The sequence below is a fragment of the Blautia faecis genome (genome assembly GCF_020554845.1).
GTDB classification, from domain to species: Bacteria; Bacillota; Clostridia; order Lachnospirales; family Lachnospiraceae; genus Blautia_A; species Blautia_A faecis.
In genome coordinates this window covers 1-18,400 of sequence record NZ_JAJCIA010000039.1, presented here as the reverse complement: position 1 = coordinate 18,400, position 18,400 = coordinate 1, and the positions used below count along the sequence as shown (strand labels likewise).

At 44.5% G+C, this 18,400-nt stretch carries 16 protein-coding genes and 1 pseudogene; 15 read left to right on the top strand and 2 right to left on the bottom strand.

Annotated features, from left to right (window positions below; genetic code table 11):
* The first annotated feature begins 193 nt into the window (after positions 1-193).
* The 13 genes and pseudogenes from LIZ66_RS15475 (at position 194) to LIZ66_RS15420 (ending at position 14,561) form a co-directional block, all read left to right on the top strand.
* Complete coding sequence (locus LIZ66_RS15475; protein ID WP_173716584.1) at positions 194-1,537, top strand: MATE family efflux transporter; 1,344 nt, start codon at positions 194-196, stop codon at positions 1,535-1,537.
* Positions 1,538-1,881: 344 nt separating this feature from the next.
* The gene (cbiD, locus tag LIZ66_RS15470; protein ID WP_173716583.1) at positions 1,882-3,057 is read left to right on the top strand and encodes a cobalt-precorrin-5B (C(1))-methyltransferase CbiD; all 1,176 of its coding nucleotides are present in this window, start codon (positions 1,882-1,884) and stop codon (positions 3,055-3,057) included.
* 142 nt (positions 3,058-3,199) lie between these two features.
* Positions 3,200-3,883: a precorrin-2 C(20)-methyltransferase gene (cobI, locus tag LIZ66_RS15465; RefSeq protein WP_173716582.1), complete on the top strand. Its 684-nt coding sequence runs from the start codon at positions 3,200-3,202 to the stop codon at positions 3,881-3,883.
* 106 nt (positions 3,884-3,989) lie between these two features.
* A complete protein-coding gene (gene cobM / locus LIZ66_RS15460) occupies positions 3,990-4,748 on the top strand; it encodes a precorrin-4 C(11)-methyltransferase (RefSeq protein WP_118579928.1) in 759 nt (252 codons plus the stop codon).
* Between the two features lie 46 nt (positions 4,749-4,794).
* Entirely contained in the window at positions 4,795-5,901 is a 1,107-nt protein-coding gene (locus LIZ66_RS15455; RefSeq protein WP_226841003.1) for a cobalt-precorrin 5A hydrolase, read from the top strand.
* The gene (gene cobJ / locus LIZ66_RS15450) at positions 5,894-6,634 is read left to right on the top strand and encodes a precorrin-3B C(17)-methyltransferase (protein ID WP_173716581.1); all 741 of its coding nucleotides are present in this window, start codon (positions 5,894-5,896) and stop codon (positions 6,632-6,634) included. Before LIZ66_RS15455 ends, cobJ begins: the two co-directional genes overlap by 8 nt.
* Positions 6,627-8,672, top strand: coding sequence for a precorrin-6A reductase (gene cobK, locus LIZ66_RS15445; RefSeq protein ID WP_227200781.1), 2,046 nt, complete (start codon positions 6,627-6,629; stop codon positions 8,670-8,672). The genes cobJ and cobK overlap by 8 nt, the downstream gene beginning before the upstream one ends.
* 64 nt (positions 8,673-8,736) lie before the next feature.
* Entirely contained in the window at positions 8,737-10,239 is a 1,503-nt protein-coding gene (locus LIZ66_RS15440; RefSeq protein WP_173716579.1) for a cobyrinic acid a,c-diamide synthase CobB, read from the top strand.
* Entirely contained in the window at positions 10,236-11,201 is a 966-nt protein-coding gene (gene cbiB, locus LIZ66_RS15435) for an adenosylcobinamide-phosphate synthase CbiB (RefSeq protein WP_173716578.1), read from the top strand. The genes LIZ66_RS15440 and cbiB overlap by 4 nt, the downstream gene beginning before the upstream one ends.
* A gap of 51 nt (positions 11,202-11,252) precedes the next feature.
* Positions 11,253-11,354: pseudogene (locus LIZ66_RS20195) on the top strand (DUF6783 domain-containing protein); the annotation flags it as partial.
* On the top strand, positions 11,329-12,393 hold the full coding sequence (locus LIZ66_RS15430; protein WP_173716577.1) for a pyridoxal phosphate-dependent aminotransferase: 1,065 nt from the start codon (positions 11,329-11,331) through the stop codon (positions 12,391-12,393). The pseudogene LIZ66_RS20195 and the gene LIZ66_RS15430, both read left to right, overlap by 26 nt.
* Before the next feature lie 15 nt (positions 12,394-12,408).
* Positions 12,409-13,923: a cobyric acid synthase gene (locus LIZ66_RS15425; RefSeq protein ID WP_173716576.1), complete on the top strand. Its 1,515-nt coding sequence runs from the start codon at positions 12,409-12,411 to the stop codon at positions 13,921-13,923.
* The gene (locus tag LIZ66_RS15420) at positions 13,920-14,561 is read left to right on the top strand and encodes a precorrin-8X methylmutase (RefSeq protein WP_195478507.1); all 642 of its coding nucleotides are present in this window, start codon (positions 13,920-13,922) and stop codon (positions 14,559-14,561) included. The genes LIZ66_RS15425 and LIZ66_RS15420 overlap by 4 nt, the downstream gene beginning before the upstream one ends.
* 148 nt (positions 14,562-14,709) lie before the next feature.
* Here the strand turns inward: LIZ66_RS15420 and pdxR are convergent, their stop codons facing one another.
* On the bottom strand, positions 14,710-16,038 hold the full coding sequence (gene pdxR, locus LIZ66_RS15415) for a MocR-like pyridoxine biosynthesis transcription factor PdxR (protein WP_227200782.1): 1,329 nt from the start codon (positions 16,036-16,038) through the stop codon (positions 14,710-14,712).
* 109 nt (positions 16,039-16,147) lie between these two features.
* On the opposite strand from pdxR, the gene LIZ66_RS15410 reads away from it, so the two are divergent.
* Both LIZ66_RS15410 and LIZ66_RS15405 read left to right on the top strand, forming a co-directional pair.
* Positions 16,148-17,017: a pyridoxamine kinase gene (locus tag LIZ66_RS15410; RefSeq protein WP_195391946.1), complete on the top strand. Its 870-nt coding sequence runs from the start codon at positions 16,148-16,150 to the stop codon at positions 17,015-17,017.
* 151 nt (positions 17,018-17,168) lie between these two features.
* Complete coding sequence (locus LIZ66_RS15405; RefSeq protein WP_173718114.1) at positions 17,169-17,810, top strand: TIGR04100 family radical SAM protein; 642 nt, start codon at positions 17,169-17,171, stop codon at positions 17,808-17,810.
* Positions 17,811-18,069: 259 nt separating this feature from the next.
* Here the strand turns inward: LIZ66_RS15405 and LIZ66_RS15400 are convergent, their stop codons facing one another.
* Positions 18,070-18,318, bottom strand: coding sequence for an inositol monophosphatase family protein (locus LIZ66_RS15400; RefSeq protein ID WP_227227645.1), 249 nt, complete (start codon positions 18,316-18,318; stop codon positions 18,070-18,072).
* Positions 18,319-18,400 lie beyond the last annotated feature (82 nt).

The window sequence follows — 18,400 nt, the reverse complement described above, 5'->3', positions numbered from 1 at the left end:
GGTGTTCCTCCTGAAATTGTATTAAAATTATGTTGAAACATAAGGATTGTGCGTAATTAAATACTGTATTTTTTTCGCTCAAGGTGTATAATAGCACAGAAAATATTTGCATGGAAGTATCTGAAGCAGTTTTATGAGATATACATCCATGCGACAGGAACTATTTATATATTTAAGGAAAAAGAGAAAACATATGAAACAACAGCAACATCTTTTTACAAACAAAATGCTCCGGGCGCTTCTTGTTCCTATTATTATGGAACAGCTATTAAATGCCTTGATGGGTACGGTAGATACTATGATGGTCAGCAATGTAGGTTCTGCGGCCATTTCCGCCGTTTCTCTTGTGGACTCCATCAATGTATTGATCATTCAGGCCTTTTCTGCACTGGCAGCAGGAGGTACCATTATCTGTACCCAGTATCTTGGCCAGAAGAATCACGAGATGGCAAACAAATCAGCCAGGCAGGCACTTTTTATTATAACAGCCATTTCTGTCTTCATCGTTGTGCTTGGACTTGCTTTCCGTGCACCGCTTCTTAGCTTTATTTTCGGAAAAGTAGACGCGGATGTTATGAAGAATTCCATGGTATATTTCTTTTATACTGTGCTGTCCTATCCTTTTATTGCGCTTTATGATGCCGGAGCATCCATTTTCCGTGCACAGGAAAACACCAGAGGACCGATGGTAATCTCCATTATTTCCAATGTGATGAATATTGTGGGAAATGGAATCCTGATCTGGGTATTTCATATGGGAGTTGCCGGAGCCGCCATTTCTACACTGGTATCCAGAATTTTTTGTGCAGTGGTAGTGCTTTATCAGCTTAGAAAAGACAGGCAGCCAATTGTGGTACGTGATTATCTGAAAATCCGTCCGGATGGAAAAATGATTGGCAGGATTCTTGCTCTTGGTATTCCTTCTGGTATAGAGAACAGCATGTTCCAGCTTGGAAAGCTGGCAATCCAGTCTACAGTCTCTACGCTTGGAACCACTGCAATTGCAGCCCAGGCTATGACCAATATGCTGGAGATGTTAAATGGAACAGCTGTAATTGGTGTTGGAATCGGACTTATGACAGTAGTGGGACAGAGCCTTGGAGCCGGAAAAAAAGACGAGGCAGTTTATTATATGAAGAAACTGATGATCTTTTCCGAAGTCTTTCTCATCGCCTGCTGTGCAGTGGTATATGTCCTTGCACGGCCGATTACCATGATTGGTGGAATGGAAGCTAAAAGCGCTGAAATGTGTCTTGATATGATGTTCTGGATCACCATTGTGAAACCAATCGTATGGATGTTTGCGTTTATTCCGGCTTACGGCATGCGTGCGGCAGGAGATGTGAAGTTTTCCATGATTACTTCCTGCATTACTATGTGGACCTTCCGCTTTTGCCTGTGCGTTTATCTGATCCGGGTATGTGGCATGGGACCGATGGCTGTCTGGATCGGAATGTTCACAGACTGGACGGTACGTGCGATCGTGTTTGGTCTGCGGTTTAAGAGTGGAAAATGGATGGAACATAAAGTTGTGTAAAAGGTAACTGCAAAAGGTAACTGCAAAAGATAAGGAAAGCGATCCCCTTTTATTGACTTTTAAATGGCAAAATTATATAATGTAACGGATAAAAACAGGGAAAAGCATGATCAGGAAGCCAGGTGTAATTCCTGCACAAGTCCGTTACTGTACAGTCAGATACTGGTTGCTTTTTCAGAAACAGGATTTCCTGCGGCAACCGGGATAAGACTGATAGGAAAGAAGCTTTGTTGTCAGGACAGGGCTTCTTTTATTTACGTAACAGATGGGGCGGACGTGAAGATTGCCGTCACAATCCCGGAAACCCGCATAGCGGGTTCCTCATAGCTTTGGAGGCAAGAAACATGGAACATAAGACAGGATTGGAAGATTATTATGTGATTCGCGGACAGAAGAAAATGCGTTTTGGCTATACTACAGGTTCCTGCGCGGCAGCAGCTTGCAAGGGCGCCTGCCTGATGCTTCTGGGAAAAGAAAAGTTAACATCTGTACCGCTTATGACTCCCAAGGGAATCCTCCTTGACCTGGAACTGCATGACATTCAGATCAGTGAAAATCAGGTTACCTGTGCAGTGAAAAAAGATGCCGGAGATGATCCGGACACAACAAATGGCATTCTTGTGTATGCTACAGTGTGGAAGACGGATACTGCCGGAATCGTCATAGATGGCGGAGTGGGCGTAGGCAGAGTTACAAGACCCGGGCTCTCCCAGAAAGTAGGAGAAGCTGCGATCAATTCTGTTCCTCGTGCCATGATCCTTCGAGAAGCAGAAGAAGCTGCAGTTTCCCATGACTATGAGGGAGGGCTGAAGGTTGTGATTTCTGTTCCGGAAGGTGTAGAGATCGGCAAGAAGACCTTTAATCCCAGGCTGGGAATCACAGGGGGAATTTCCATTCTTGGAACCTCCGGAATTGTGGAGCCTATGAGTGAAAAAGCTCTTGTAGAAAGCATTCATGTGGAAATGAAGCAGCACTTTACCCAAGGCGAGAAGTACCTTCTTGTGACTCCGGGAAACTATGGGGCAGATTATCTGCGTGAGCACATGACCTTACCTTTCGAACGAAATATTAAGTGCAGCAATTATGTGGGAGAAACCATTGATATGGCTGTGGATATGGGAGTGAAAGGAATCCTGTTTGTGGCCCATATTGGCAAGTTTGTAAAGGTAGCAGCAGGAATTATGAACACCCATTCCCACAGTGCAGATGCCCGTATGGAAGTGCTTGCAGCCAATGCCCTCAGAGTGGGAGCGGATGGAGATACTGCAAGAGATATCCTGAATTGCAATACCACAGATGATGCCCTTGATATTTTGCACGAAAAAGGCCTTTTAGAGCCTGCAATGCAAGAAATTATGGAAAGAATCCAGTTTTATCTGGATCACCGTTCTTATGAACAAATTAAGCTTGGTGCGGTTGTTTTTAACAATGTATATGGATATCTGGGAAAAACAAGAGATGCCGGTGAACTGATTCAGGAAATTCAAAAGCAGGATGAAATGCTTAAACTTCAAATGTAAGCGGGATGATAGAGTGTGCAGATTGCAGGCATGGACAGTATGTTGCAGGGCATTTTTACGAATAAAGATATGTTCAGTTTATGAGAGCAAAAAATAAAAACAGAGTAGTTATGTTTAAAAACTATTTCAGAAAGAGAGATCTATGACAGGAAAATTATATGGCGTAGGAGTTGGCCCAGGGGATCCGGAGCTGATCACTTTAAAGGCCTTAAGACTTACAAAGGAAGCAGATATACTGGCTTTTCCAGGGGAAAACCCAAAAGAATCTGTAGCATACAGGATCATGAAAGGTGCGTATCCGGAAATTGACAGCAAACAGATGATTTCCCTGCCAATGCCCATGATCAAAGACAGAGAAGAACTGAAACGTGTTCATGATGAAGGAGCAAAAATAATTGCAGAATGGCTTGAGAAAGGAAAAAATGTAGTATTTCTTACCCTGGGAGATCCAACCGTATATTCTACATACATTTATGTTCATAAAAGGGTGGAGCAGCTGGGATATGCAACGGAAATCATCAGCGGCATTACATCCTTTTGCGCAGTCAGTGCCAGATTTAATGAAGGACTGGTGGAAAAATCCCAGCAGCTTCATGTAATCCCTGCCTCCTATCAGATAGAAGAAGCATTAAAGCTTCCAGGAACGAAGGTTCTGATGAAAACCGGCAAAAAAATGCAGGAAGTAAAAGCACAGATCAAAGCATCTGGTAACAAAGCCGAGATGATCGAAAATTGCGGAATGCCAGATGAGAAAATTTATAGAAGTGTGGAAGAAATTCCAGATGATGCAGGTTATTATTCGTTGATCATTGTGAAGGAAAAGTAAGATAATGTAAATGAAAACCAATGTAGGCAGAGTAAAAATTTATTAAAGCAAGAATTATAAAACTTTGCCGCATAATAAAAATTATAGTGAAAAAGGAGAGAAAGCCATGATTCATTTCGTAGGAGCAGGTTCCGGAGCACCGGATCTGATCACCGTAAGAGGAAAGAAATATCTGGAAGAAGCAGACGTAGTTATTTATGCAGGATCTCTGGTAAATCCAAAACTTCTGGAGTACACAAAGGATATTTGTACTATTTATAACAGCGCAAAGATGACACTGGAAGAGGTGCTTTCTGTTATGGAAAAGGCAGAAGCAGCAGGCAAGACAACAGTAAGACTCCACACAGGTGATCCCTGTATTTATGGTGCCATCCGTGAGCAGATGGATGTGCTGGATGAGAAGGGAATTGCTTATGATTACTGTCCTGGTGTCAGTGCATTCTGCGGTGCGGCAAGTGCTTTAAATCTGGAATATACGCTGCCAGATATTTCCCAGAGCGTGATCATCACCCGTATGGAAGGAAGAACTCCGGTTCCGCCAAAGGAAAGCATTCAGTCCTTTGCTGCCCATCAGGCAACTATGGTTGTTTTTCTCAGTACAGGAATGCTGGAAGAACTGAGCAGAAGACTGATCGAAGGCGGTTATACGGCAGATACTCCTGCTGCGATTGTGTATAAGGCAACCTGGGAGGATGAGAAGAAATTTGTGTGCACAGTAGGAACCCTGGCGCAGACTGCGAAAGAGAATCATATTACGAAGACTGCACTTATGATCATTGGAGACTGTGTAAATGCCGCTCATTATGACCGTTCCAAGTTATACGATCCAGGATTTACAACAGAGTTCCGTGAAGCAACGAAATAAGAATAAGGTTATTTGATATGGCAGCTTAGGTTAGAGCCTGTTCCAGATGAAAGGAAAACGGATGAAAATTTCCATGATATGCTACACCCTGACAGGGCAGCAGACAGGAGAGAAACTAAAAAAGGGACTGGAAAAAGAAGGAAATATAGTTTCTTTTTTCACAAAGAGCAAATACATTCCAGATTCTATAAAGGGAAGCTGCGGGAAATGGACGGGAGAACAGTTCGAAACTGCAGACAGTATCATTTTCATTGGAGCAGCCGGAATCGCAGTGCGCAGCATTGCTCCCTTTATACAAAGCAAAAAGAAAGACCCGGCTGTGCTGGTAGTAGATGAATTGGGCAAATTTGTGATATCCCTGCTGTCTGGACATCTTGGCGGGGCAAATGAACTTGCCTGTCTGGCTGCAGACATTTTACAGGCAATCCCTGTAGTCACAACTGCCACAGACCTTGAGGGAAAATTTGCTGTGGATGTGTTTGCAAAGAAAAATAACTGTCACATTTTTCGAATGAAAGAGGCGAAAGAGGTTTCTGCCGCGCTGCTGGCAGGTGAGAAGGTGGGATTCTACAGCGAATTTCCCTGGGAGGGAGAACTGCCAGAGGGACTGATCTGGTGTCAAAAAACTGGCATATCACTTTCTGAAATACAGTATGAAACTGTGGATGGCACACCACTTCCAGAGGTGGGGATTGCCGTGACCGTACATAAAAGCTGTCATCCCTTTGCCTCAACGACGCATGTAGTTCCACCAGCTGCTGCGCTTGGAATGGGCTGCCGGAAAAATAAAGAATCAGAAGCCGTGGAAAAAGCAGCATTCAGCTGCCTGAAAGAAAATGACATTTATCCGGAGGCAGTTGCAGCTCTAGCAAGCATTGATGTAAAAAAAGAAGAACCCGGGCTTCAGGCTCTTTCAGAAAAGCTGGGAGTTCCCTTCAAAACATTTTCCAGTGAGGAACTTCTGTCTGTGCAGGGTGAATTCACATCATCCTCTTTTGTGAGTAAGACAGTAGGTGTGGATAATGTGTGTGAGCGAAGCGCGGTGAAAGCCGCAGAGAATTATACTGGCGTTCATTTTATACAGAGAAAACGGGGCGCAGAGGGCGTGACAACGGCTCTTGTCCTTGGAGATTGGAGGATACGTTTTGAGTAAAGAAAAGAAAATCTATGTGGTAGGAATCGGACCAGGTTCTTATGAAGGAATGACAGGAGCTGCAGCTACAGCTCTTGAAAAAAGTGATGTGATCGTTGGATACACTGTTTATATTGATCTTGTAAAAGACCATTTTCCGGGAAAATCTTTTCTCACTACACCTATGAGAAAGGAAGTAGACCGCTGTGTAATGGCTTTTGATGAGGCTATGAAAGACCAGACAGTTTCCATGATCTGCAGTGGTGATGCGGGAGTTTACGGAATGGCTGGTCTTATGTATGAAATCGGCGCAAACTATCCGGAGGTGGAGCTGGAAGTAGTTGCAGGTGTTACAGCAGCAACCGGAGGAGCAGCAGTTCTTGGTGCTCCATTGATCCACGATTTCTGTCTGATCAGTCTCAGTGATCTGCTCACACCATGGGAAAAGATCGAGAAGCGTCTTCTTCTGGCTTCGGAAGCTGATTTTGTGATTGTTCTTTACAATCCGTCCAGTCACAAGAGACACGATTATCTGAAAAAAGCCTGCGAACTTATGCTTCAACACAAATCTCCGGAAACAGTATGCGGTACCGTGCAGAACATTAACCGCGAGGGTGAAACTGCCAGGGTTATGACTCTGGCTGAATTGAAAGAAACACAGGTAGATATGTTTACCACTGTATTTATCGGAAATTCACAGACCAGAAATATTGATGGAAAAATGGTAACACCAAGAGGATATAAAAATGTCTGATGTTGTTGTTTTTGCAGGCACCACAGAAGGCTGTGAAATCTGCAGCTTTTTGGCAAAAAATAAAGTAAGTGTGTTTGCATGTGTTGCTACCGATTACGGCAGCAAATCATTAAAAGAGGGAGAATATCTGAAAATCCACGCTGGCCGCCTGAATGGGGCGGAGATGGAAAATCTTCTGAAAGAACTCAGTCCCGGACTGGTGCTGGATGCTACCCATCCGTATGCTGCCGAGGTAACGGAGAATATTCGGACAGCCTGCAAAAATACAGGGCTTTCCTATGAGAGAGTACTTCGTGAAAAGGGCGCGTATCAGGATAAAGCTGTATATGTGGAAGACACGGAGGCAGCAGTGAGGTTTCTGGAAGACACTAAGGGGAATATCCTGCTAACTACAGGCAGCAAGGAGCTTGGAAAATTTACAGCTTTATCTGATGCAGGAGAACGCATTTATGCCCGTGTTCTGTCTTTGCCATCTGTGATGGAAACCTGCAAAGGTTACGGCTTTGAGGGCAAGCATCTGATCGGTATGCAGGGACCCTTTTCCATGGAATTAAACACAGCCATGCTTCGTCAGTATGACTGCAGATATCTTGTGACAAAGGATACAGGAAAAGCAGGTGGTTTCCAGGAGAAAATTGATGCTGCACTTATGTGCGATGTGATTCCTGTTATAATTGGAAGACCTCTGCAGGAAGAGGGCCTTTCTGTGGCAGAATGCAAACATATGCTCGCAGAACATTTTGGACTTATTCTGAAACCTCACGTTACACTTCTGGGAATTGGGATGGGAAGTGAGAAAACCCTTACAATTCAGGGAAAAAGGGCAGTTCAAAGAGCTGATCTGATCATTGGGGCCAGGCGTATGGCAGATTCCATCCGGGAGCCGGGACAGCCGGTGATGTATGAATACCGCAGCGATGTGATTGGAGCTTATATTAAGAGCCATCCGGAATATGAGAATATTGTGATAGCTTTGTCCGGGGATGTGGGATTCTACAGCGGAGCGAAGAAGCTGCTGGATGTGTTGAATGGAAGGAAAACAGAGGGTGTTTTAGCAGATGGTTTTGAAGGGCAGGAGGACAGTGAAAAAGAGAATGGCTGTGTCTCCATTGAGATTATCTGCGGAATTTCTTCTGTGGTCTATTTTATGTCCCAGATTGGTTTATCCTGGGATGACGCAAAGATCACCAGCGTTCACGGCAAAAATTGCAATTTGGTTTCCATGATCAAGCAGAATCAGAAGGTTTTTTCTATTCTGGGAACAGGAAGTGCAGTTGCGGAACTTGCACAGAAGCTGGTGGAATATGAGATGGGAGATGTGGTTCTCTATGTTGGAGAAAACCTTTCCTATCCAGATGAAAAAATATTCCAGGCGAACGCCAGTGAACTGACTTCCTATGAGGGTCAGGCATTGAGCGTTGTCTGTGCTTATAATGAAAAAGCCAGACCGGCATTTTCCACTCATGGAATTCCAGATGAGAAATTTATCCGTGGAAAAGCACCTATGACAAAAGAAGAGGTGAGATGTGTTTCTCTTTCCAAGCTTCGCCTTCAGGAGGATTCCATCTGCTATGATGTAGGTGCCGGAACAGGTTCTGTTTCTGTGGAAATGGCACTTCGCGCAGATCAGGGACAGGTTTTCGCTGTTGAAAAAAAGGATGACGCGGTGGCTCTTCTTTACGAAAACAAACAGCGGTTTGCAGCGGATAATCTGGAAATTATAAAGGGCGAGGCACCGGAAGCACTAAAAGAACTGCCGGTTCCTACACATGCGTTTATCGGTGGTTCATCAGGAAATCTGAAAGAAATCGTTGCCCTGCTTTTAGAAAAGAACCGGGATGTGCGGATCGTGATCAACTGCATTACGCTGGAGACTATCAGTGAGGCACTGGAGGTATTGAAAGAATACGATTTCGCAGATCAGGAAGCAGTGCAGCTTACAGCCTCCAGATCAAAAGAGATTGGAAGATACCATCTAATGATGGGAGAAAATCCTATTTATATTATCACCTGCCAGAGCCCCCGGGCGCAGATATGACAGGTGTGGCTTTTTTAAGAGTGCAGAAAAAGGCTGTTGGCGAGGAAAGAAGAGGAGGACTATCATGAAAAAAAGAATACCCAGGATCTTGCTTGCAGCAGGAGCCAGCGGAAGCGGAAAAACACTTCTCACCTGTGGTCTGCTGCAGGTACTGGTAAACAGAGGAATAAAGACAGTCTCCTTTAAATGCGGACCGGATTATATTGATCCCATGTTCCATACCCAGGTAATTGGTACAAAATCCCGAAATCTGGACACTTTTTTTACAGGAGAGGAGATTACCAGATACCTTCTTGCAAAAAACAGTGCTGATTGTGAAATAGCAGTGATGGAAGGCGTTATGGGTTTTTACGATGGAGTGGCAGGAACCACTACTTTGGCAAGTGCTTATGATCTGGCGCGAGTTACGGATACGCCGGTTATTCTGATCGTGAACAGCAAGGGAATGAGTGTCTCTCTTGCTGCCTACATAAAAGGCTTTCTGGAATACAAAAAAGACAGCCGCATAAAAGGCGTGATTTTTAACCAGATGTCCCCTATGCTCTATCCCAGAATGAAGAAACTGGTGGAAGAGGAGCTTGGCATCAAAGTACTGGGCTATGTGCCAAGGGTGGAAGATTGTGTGATCGAGAGCCGACACCTGGGACTGATTTTGCCAGAAGAAATCCCGGAACTGAAGGGACGGCTTTTGAAGCTGGCAGAAGTGCTGGAGAACAGTCTGGAAATAGAAGAGATATTAAAACTGGCCAATGGGGCACCAGTGTTGGAATATCCATTGTTGGAAAAGACAGATGAGAGATCCCTATGTCAGCCTGCTGGAACCAGTGTAATAGCTGAAAAGGTGAAAAGAGAAGTGGATGCATTGAATGAAATGAGTCAGGTGTATACCTGGAAAAGCCCAGGGAAGCTTCGGATCGGTCTTGCGAAAGATGAGGCATTCTGCTTCTTTTATGAGGACAATCTGGATCTTCTTCGTTCCATGGGTGCCGAGCTGGTGGCCTTTTCGCCTGTACATGACGGTCATTTACCAGAAAATCTGGACGGACTTCTTCTCTATGGTGGATATCCGGAATTAAATGGAAAAGCATTGGAGGAGAATCTTTCCATGCGGCAGGAAATTGCGGCAGCCATAAAGGATGGAATGCCCTGTCTTGCAGAATGCGGTGGGTTCATGTATCTCCACGAAAAGATGGAGGGAATGGATGGGAAATGCTATGAAATGGCAGGCGTTATTCCGGGTAAGGTATGGCGCACACCCAGACTGACCCGATTTGGCTATATTACTTTGAAGCAGAATCTGGGGATTTCCCATGGAAAACAGGAAACAGCGATTCTTGGGGAGTCAGATCTTGGAGTAAGTCCAGCCCATGAATTTCATTATTTTGATTCGGATAATTGTGGAACTGCATTTCATGCTTCCAAATCGGAAAGCAAACGCGGGTGGGACTGCATGCACGGCTCTGATCATTTGTTAGCTGGCTTTCCTCATTTATACTATTACGCAAATCCGAAAATCCCGCAGGCATTTTTAAAAAAGTGTCTGGAGTATAAGGAGTTACAAAAATGATACGATTATTAACTCTTCCGGCAGGTTTTATTCTTGACCTGCTTATGGGAGATCCAAGATGGCTATATCATCCGGTATGTCTTATAGGAAATCTGATCAGCATACTGGAAAAAGGAATACGAAGGGTGTTTCCGAAAACAGATAAGGGTGAGCGGGCAGGAGGCATTCTGGAAGTTGTCCTTGTCTGTTTTATTACCTTTTTTATTCCTTACGTTGTAATCCATCTGCTTTATAAATGGAATTTCTGGCTGGGCTTTGTACTGGAGACTTTCTGGTGCGGACAGCTGCTTGCAACAAAATCATTGAAAGTGGAAAGTATGAAAGTATATGACCGCCTGAAAAACGGAACCATTGAGGAAGCACGGTATGCTGTTTCCATGATCGTGGGACGTGATACACAGGCACTTTCAGAAATCGGAGTGACGAAGGCAGCTGTGGAAACGGTTGCGGAAAATTCCTCTGACGGAATTATTGCCCCTATGCTTTACATGGCAATTGGCGGTATTCCCCTGATGTTTTTGTACAAGGGCATCAACACTATGGATTCTATGCTTGGATATAAAAACGATAAATATCTGTATTTTGGAAGATGTGCAGCCAGACTTGACGATGTGGCGAATTATATTCCAGCCAGAATTTCCGGTTGGTTGATGGCATTGTCCACAGTATTTGTTGGAATGGATACCAAAAATGCAGTGAAAATATACAGAAGAGACCGCCGCAATCATGCAAGCCCCAATTCTGCCCAGACAGAAGCGGCTATGGCAGGAGCACTGGATGTTCAGCTGGCAGGAAATGCTTATTATTTTGGTAAGCTATATGAAAAACCGACGATCGGGGATCCGATCCGCCCGGTTGAAATCGAGGATATTCCAAGAGCGAATAAGCTGCTTTATGCAACCTGTATTGTGGGAGCAATTTTATTCTTCGGGCTGAGTGTTCTTCTGAAAACTGTGTTATAGCGGATTTTGCTGAAAAAACAGCAACAAATAAAAGATTAAAGTATGTTTTAAAATTGTGACGCACATCTTACAGAAAGCCTTTTTCAAACACGCTTTAGATCATGTAATTACTTGAATGGAGACAACAATGGAAAAACACATACATGGCGGTGATGTGTATCATCATCAGGGGTGCATTGACTTTTCAGCAAACTGCAATCCTCTTGGTACCCCAGAGGGAATCAAAAAAGCAATCATTAAAAGTCTGGAGCATATAAACGACTACCCCCAGGTAGGCTGCACTCCCTTAAAAAAAGCCATTGCAGAATATGAGAATACGAAGCCGGATCAGGTAATCTGCGGAAACGGTGCTGCAGAAGTGATCTTTTCCCTTTGCCGGGCGGTGAATCCAAGACGGGCTCTGGTGCCGGCTCCGACTTTTGCAGAATACCAGCAGGCATTATATAGTGTGGATTGCCAGGTAGAGTTTTTTCCCCTGAATGGGAAAAAGGGGTTTGTGCTGGAGGAAGACTTCTTACAGGCATTGACAAAAGAGATTGACATTATTTTCCTGTGTAATCCCAATAATCCAACCGGGCTTCTGGTGGAAAAACCGTTGCTGGAAAAAATTCTGAAGCGTTGTCAGGAGCTTGATATTCTTATGGCTGTGGACGAATGCTTCCTGGATTTCGTTCCATCACCAGAAAAATATACGCTAAAAGAATATCTGGAAACCTATGACAATCTGTTTCTTCTGAAAGCTTTTACAAAGCGCTATGCTATGGCAGGCGTGAGACTTGGCTATGGCCTTTGCGGAAATAAAGGACTTCTGAGGAAAATGGAAGGTGTATGTCAGCCCTGGAATGTCTCTTCCATGGCACAGGCGGCTGGTCTGGCGGCTTTGCAGGAAAGAGAATATGTAGAAAAGGGAAGACAGGTGACCTTTCAGGAACTGGCATATCTGAAAGAAGAACTGGCGGCACTTGGCTATCCGGTTTATCCTTCTCAGGCGAATTACGTGTTTTTTACAGGTCCGGCGGATTTGTATGAGAAGCTGGAGCAGAAGAAGATCCTGATCCGCGATTGCAGTAATTATACCGGGCTTTCCAAAGGATATTACAGGGTGGCGGTGAAGAAACATGAAGAAAATCAGCAGCTTGTCAGGGCATTGAAAGAAATAGATAGAACCAAAGTTGAAAATGTGATTTTATAAAAGGAGGAACACATTTTGGCAAAAGCAATCATGGTGCAGGGGACAATGTCCAATGCCGGAAAAAGCCTTCTGGCAGCAGGCCTTTGCAGAATTTTTAAACAGGACGGGTACCGTGTGGCACCTTTTAAGTCCCAGAATATGGCGTTGAATTCTTTTATCACAAAAGAAGGTCTGGAAATGGGACGTGCCCAGGTGATGCAGGCAGAAGCAGCCGGAATTGCTCCTTCTGTTCTGATGAATCCTGTTCTTTTAAAGCCTACAAACGATGTAGGCTCCCAGGTAATCGTAAACGGTGAGGTTTTGGGAAACATGAGCGCCAGGGATTATTTCAAATATAAGAAAAAACTGGTGCCGGATATTATGAAGGCTTACAATGCTCTTGCAGCAGAAAATGATATTATTGTTATAGAGGGAGCCGGAAGTCCGGCGGAAATCAATCTGAAAAGTGATGATATCGTAAATATGGGTATGGCGAAAATGGCAAAGGCTCCGGTTCTTCTGGTGGGAGATATTGACCGTGGCGGTGTTTTTGCCCAGCTGATCGGAACTGTCATGCTTCTGGAAGAAGATGAAAAGGAGATGGTAAAAGGTCTGATCATCAATAAATTCCGTGGAGACAAAACCATTCTGGATCCTGGGGTGGAAATGCTGGAGGAGAGAAGCGGCATTCCGGTTGTAGGCGTAGCTCCTTATCTGAATATTCAGGTGGAGGATGAGGACAGCCTGACGGAACGTTTTGAGACAAAACGGACAGTAGACATGATTGACATTGCGGTGATCCGAGTGCCCAGAATTTCTAATTTCACAGATTTTAATCCGCTGGAGAGTATTCAGGGAGTTTCCCTTCGCTATGTAAAAAATCCATCAGAGCTTGGAAATCCGGATATGATCATTTTGCCGGGAACCAAAAATACAATGGAAGATCTTCTGTGGATGAGAGAAAATGGCCTGGAAGCGTTGATCCTGAAGGAGGCTGCGAAAGGAAAGCTGATTTTTGGAATCTGCGGCGGCTATCAGATGATGGGCGAGACTTTAAGCGATCCTCATGGAGTGGAAGCTGGCGGAACGATTAAAGGTATGGGTCTTCTTCCAATGGATACCGTTTTTGCAAAGAAAAAGACCAGAACCAGAGTGGAAGGCTCTTTTGGCCAGCTGACTGGTGCGTTTGCAAAGCTTAGTGATACTGCTCTGGAAGGATATGAGATCCATATGGGTGAGACTGCCTTGAAAGGAGATGCAAAGCCATCTACCAGTATTCAGGATAGCGTAACCGGAGAGAGAAAGGCGGATGGTGCTTATCTTGACAATGTGTGCGGAACCTATGTACATGGTGTTTTTGATAAAGAGGCAGTAGCTGAGGCAATCGTACAGATCATTGGAGAAAAGAAAGGTTTGGATGTATCTGGAATGACTGGTATGGATTTCCAGGCGTTTAAGGAAACCCAGTATGATATTCTGGCAGCAGAGCTCCGGAAACATCTGGATATGAAGAAGATATATGAAATCCTGGAAGAGGGGGTACAAATATGAAAGTAGAACTGGAAAATGTAAAACCAATGGACATAGAGAAAAGAAGCTTTGAGATCATCACAGAGGAGCTTGGCGATACCCCTCTGATTCCGGGAACAGAGCTGGTGGTAAAGAGATGTATTCATACAAGCGCTGATTTCGATTATGCGAAAAATCTTTGCTTTTCCGAAAACGCAGTGGAAAAAGCGATTCAGGCAATTAAAGATGGCGCCTGTATTGTAACCGACACCCAGATGGCAAAAGCGGGAATCAACAAGCGCGCTCTTGCAAGGTATGGCGGTGAGGTTTACTGTTTTATGTCAGATGAGGATGTGGCGAAGATTGCGAAAGAAAATGGTTCAACCCGTGCCACAGCCAGCATGGACAAGGCGGCCGGATTGGATAAAAAGCTGATCTTTGCTATTGGAAATGCACCTACAGCACTGGTTCGGCTTTATGAGCTGATCGAGGAGAAAAAGCTGGATCCCAAGCTGATCATCGGTGTGCCTGTGGGGTTTGTGAATGTGGTGCAGTCCAAGGAACTGATCATGCATACAAATGTACCGTACATTGTAGCCCGTGGACGTAAGGGCGGATCAAATATCGCAGCGTGCATCTGTAATGCCCTGCTGTATATGATTGACAACAACCGGGGATAAAAAACAGCGTATACTCTGTCTGTGGCAAATGGCAAAGTATACGCTGCTTTTACTATAAAAGTCCCGGACGGCAGCTGTGGGAGCGCCATAGGCGCAGAACAGCTGACTTTCATATATGGTGATGTTGCTGAATAGGCGACATATCCGTTTAATCTAAAACTACAGACTTTAGCAGTTCGCAGGCCGGGATGAAATCCTGTACTGGCATGGAAGAGCAGGACATAAGTACCGTCACATCTTTTTCACTTTCTTTTAAAATTTGTAAATGCAGGCTTTTTTCAGAGGCCTGTTTTTTTAATTCATCCCCGCTTTTTTCATAAGGCAAAGTAAGAGCCAGACTGGTACCGGCTGCGCCCACCTGAATCTGACAGCCACTGCCAAATACCTGACGGACTGAGCTGCGAAGCTGTTTTAATTTGGAAGAATAAAGTCGTTTCAGCTTTCTGGTCTGTGCAGCAAGATGACCGTCCCGGATAAATTGACACAGGGCAATCTGTTCTGCCTTGGAAGCGGTCTGGTTGTAAAATCCGGCTTTCTTTTTATAAGCATTGAGAAGCTCAGGAGGCAGGATCATAAAGCTGATACGGATAGAAGGCAGCAGCAATCTGGAAAATGAACCGATGTAAACTACGCCCTGTCCTCCGGAAAGTCCGAAAAGGGAGGGGGTAGGCTTCTGGAAATAGACAAATTCGTTTTCGAAATCATCTTCGATTACCAGATGATGGCGTTCATCTGCATATTTCAAAAGCTCCAGACGGCGCTTTACCGGCATGATCTCGCCCCACTTTGTCATGTGTGCAGGGGAAACATAGACCACATCACAGTCTTTGTCCCGGTAACAGATCTCATATCCATAGTCTCCGAAAACTGTGCTTCCGTGAACAAAAGAAGGGGTTGGAAAGGATACCCGGTGAAATTCCGGATATACTTCATGGATAAGAGGACAGAGAATCTGCAGCAGGCTTTGGAAACTGGCACCTACTACAATGTCATCCGGAGAACAAAGAATGTTTCGCCTCTCACGGATATAATCTGACAAAGTTTCCCGGAAATCCGCCTCCCCCTGGGGTTCGCCGTAGGTCAGCATGCGTTCATTCTGCCGGAGGGCGCTTTTCATGTAGCGGCTCCACAGGTCAAAACGAAAGCTTTCTTTATCCACACCTGAAGATGCCAGGTCATAGCGGTAATGAGTTTCTTTGTGAGTACCCGGCTGGTTGTTTATATGCTGGTGGGAGGCAATTTCTGTGACATAGTAGCCGCTTTGGGCTTTTGCCATAATGTAGCCGTCTGCGGCAAGCTGAAGATAGGCAGTTTCAATAGTAGTCCGGGAAAGCTTCAGCTCCTGGGAGCACTTGCGAAGAGAAGGCATTTTGCTTCCGGGGGCCATTTTCCCATCCAGGATCAGTTTGCGGTAGTATTCGTAAACTTCCATATAAAGATGCGTAGTGCGGTTCTGATTTTTTTCAATGTCTAACATAAAACTGTCCCCTCTAAAAAAGTTGAATTTGGATATTTCTGTACATACACTTAGGTGATATTTTATAATATAAACGAAAAATTTACAATAAAAATCAGGAGTGATATATTTGAAAAAAATAGCGGTAATCCAGGATCTGTCAGGGCTTGGAAAATGTTCCCTGACAGCGGCAATTCCGGTGATCTCGGTGATGGGTGTGCAGGCGGTACCGCTGCCAACAGCAGTACTCAGCAACCAGACTGGTTATCCTTCCTATTACTGTGATGATTATACAGAGCACATGGAACAGATCATGACAGAATGGGAGAAACGGAAGTTTTCCCCTGATGGAATTTATACGGGCTTTCTGGCTGACGAAGAACAGGCAGATAAGATTCTGGATTTTTTTCAAAGATTCCGAACGGAGAACACAATGGTGCTGGTGGATCCGGTTATGGGAGACAATGGCAGGGCTTATGGAATTTATACAGAAGGTCTGCGGGAAAAGATGCTTCAGCTGGTGGGAAACGCCCATGTGATTACGCCCAATCTTACGGAAGCTCTGCTTCTTTTATATGGGAAAGAAGGGATGGAAAAAAGATATGCCAGCCTTTTGGAACTGGATGGAAGGAAAAGGCTGGAACAGATCGGAAAGATTGGGGAGCAGCTGAAAAAAGAATATGGCTTACAGGCAGCTGTGATTACAGGCGTGGAGTCTCAGGCAGAATTGTGTGTACATCAGATGGGAAATCTGGTAGTAGAAAATGGTCATTCTTCCTGGTGCTTTGCCCCAAAAATAGGAGGCAGTTATTCTGGAACAGGAGACCTGTTTGCCTCGGTGCTTAGTGCCGGTCTGGTGAAAGAGATGTCCATGATGAGCTGTGTAGAGCTGGCTGTGAATTTTCTTTCCAAGGCAATTGCCCAGACGGTACAGGAAGGCACAGACCGGAATGACGGAGTCTGCTTCGAGGCGTATCTTGGGGAATTATGTAAAAGTTGATAAGAGAATAACAATTGCTGTAAAAGGATAATATCCACTGGCAATGTTACGCAAGGTGCTTTGAGATAGCGAATGATTTCGGAAAAGAAAGTTATAGTGCCGCAAAGTAATGTCTGCGAACCGCAATATAGATGAGAAGGAGAGTGTAATAATGGCAGATATCGTATATTGTTATAATGATGAGGTATATTTTAATCTGACAAATAAGTGTCCTTGCAACTGTACCTTTTGCATCCGCAACAATGGGAATTCGGTAGGAGAGGCAAAAACTTTATGGTTTGACAAGGAACCCACAATGGAGGAGATTTATAAAGCAATTGATGCTTTTGATTTTTCAGGATACAAGGAAGCGGTTTTCTGTGGCTATGGAGAGCCTACTATGGCGCTGGATAAGCTGATCGCTGTCAGTGAGTATATGAGAAGCAAATATCCGGCACATTTGGATCGCGATGGGAAGCCCTGTCCGGGAATCAAGCTTCGTCTGAACACCAACGGTCTTGGAGATCTGATCAATAAGCGCTCTATAGCGAAAGAGGTCTGTCAGGCAGTTGATATTGTTTCCATCAGTTTAAATATGCCAGATGCCAAGTCCTACAACGAAGTGGTACGCCCGGCTTACGGCGAGAAAGCCTTTGATGCCATGCTGAAATTTGCGCAGGATTGCAAAAAATATACAGAAAATGTGAAATTCACGGTTGTAGACTGTATCGGGGAAGAAAACGTTGAGAAAAGCCGTAAAGTGGCAGAGAAGCTTGGAATTCCGCTGAGAGTACGGGAGTATACGGCGGAATAAAATTGAGGTGAAAAAAGACATCAATGCAGATGCTTCATAAAATCAATTGGAGCCGTTTTCAAACGTGCGCTGGATTTATCTATGAGATTTTATGAAATATGGAAAAATCTGCAGTGGTGTCTTTTGATATCTGTAAGTTGTTTTTCAGCATTTACAAAGTATTTGAACGCAGATAAGCATTCCCCCCGCTTCAAGTGCGCGGAGCATTAAGCGGCGGGTGAGGGGGATGCTTATGTCCGCTTTACATGCCAGACCTGTTTTATATAAGCCTTTGCAAAATATCCCGGAACTGGGGTACACAGGCCAGTATATCCGAATTCTCAAGATAAGGCGGCTCTTTATTTTCCCAGTCCGTGATGGTACCGCCAGCTTCTCTTAAAATAACGGTAGCCCCGCTGTAATCCCAGGGCTTCAGATTTTGTTCCAGATAAGCGTGCTGTCTGCCGCAGGCTACATAGCAAAGGTCAAGGGCAGCAGAGCCGGTGCGCCTGAAATCTGCACAGTTCATAAAAATATTGTAAAATACCGGGAACAGTTGGCTTAACAGTGATAAGGAACTAATTTACTTATCAACTGTTAGCTGACGGTTT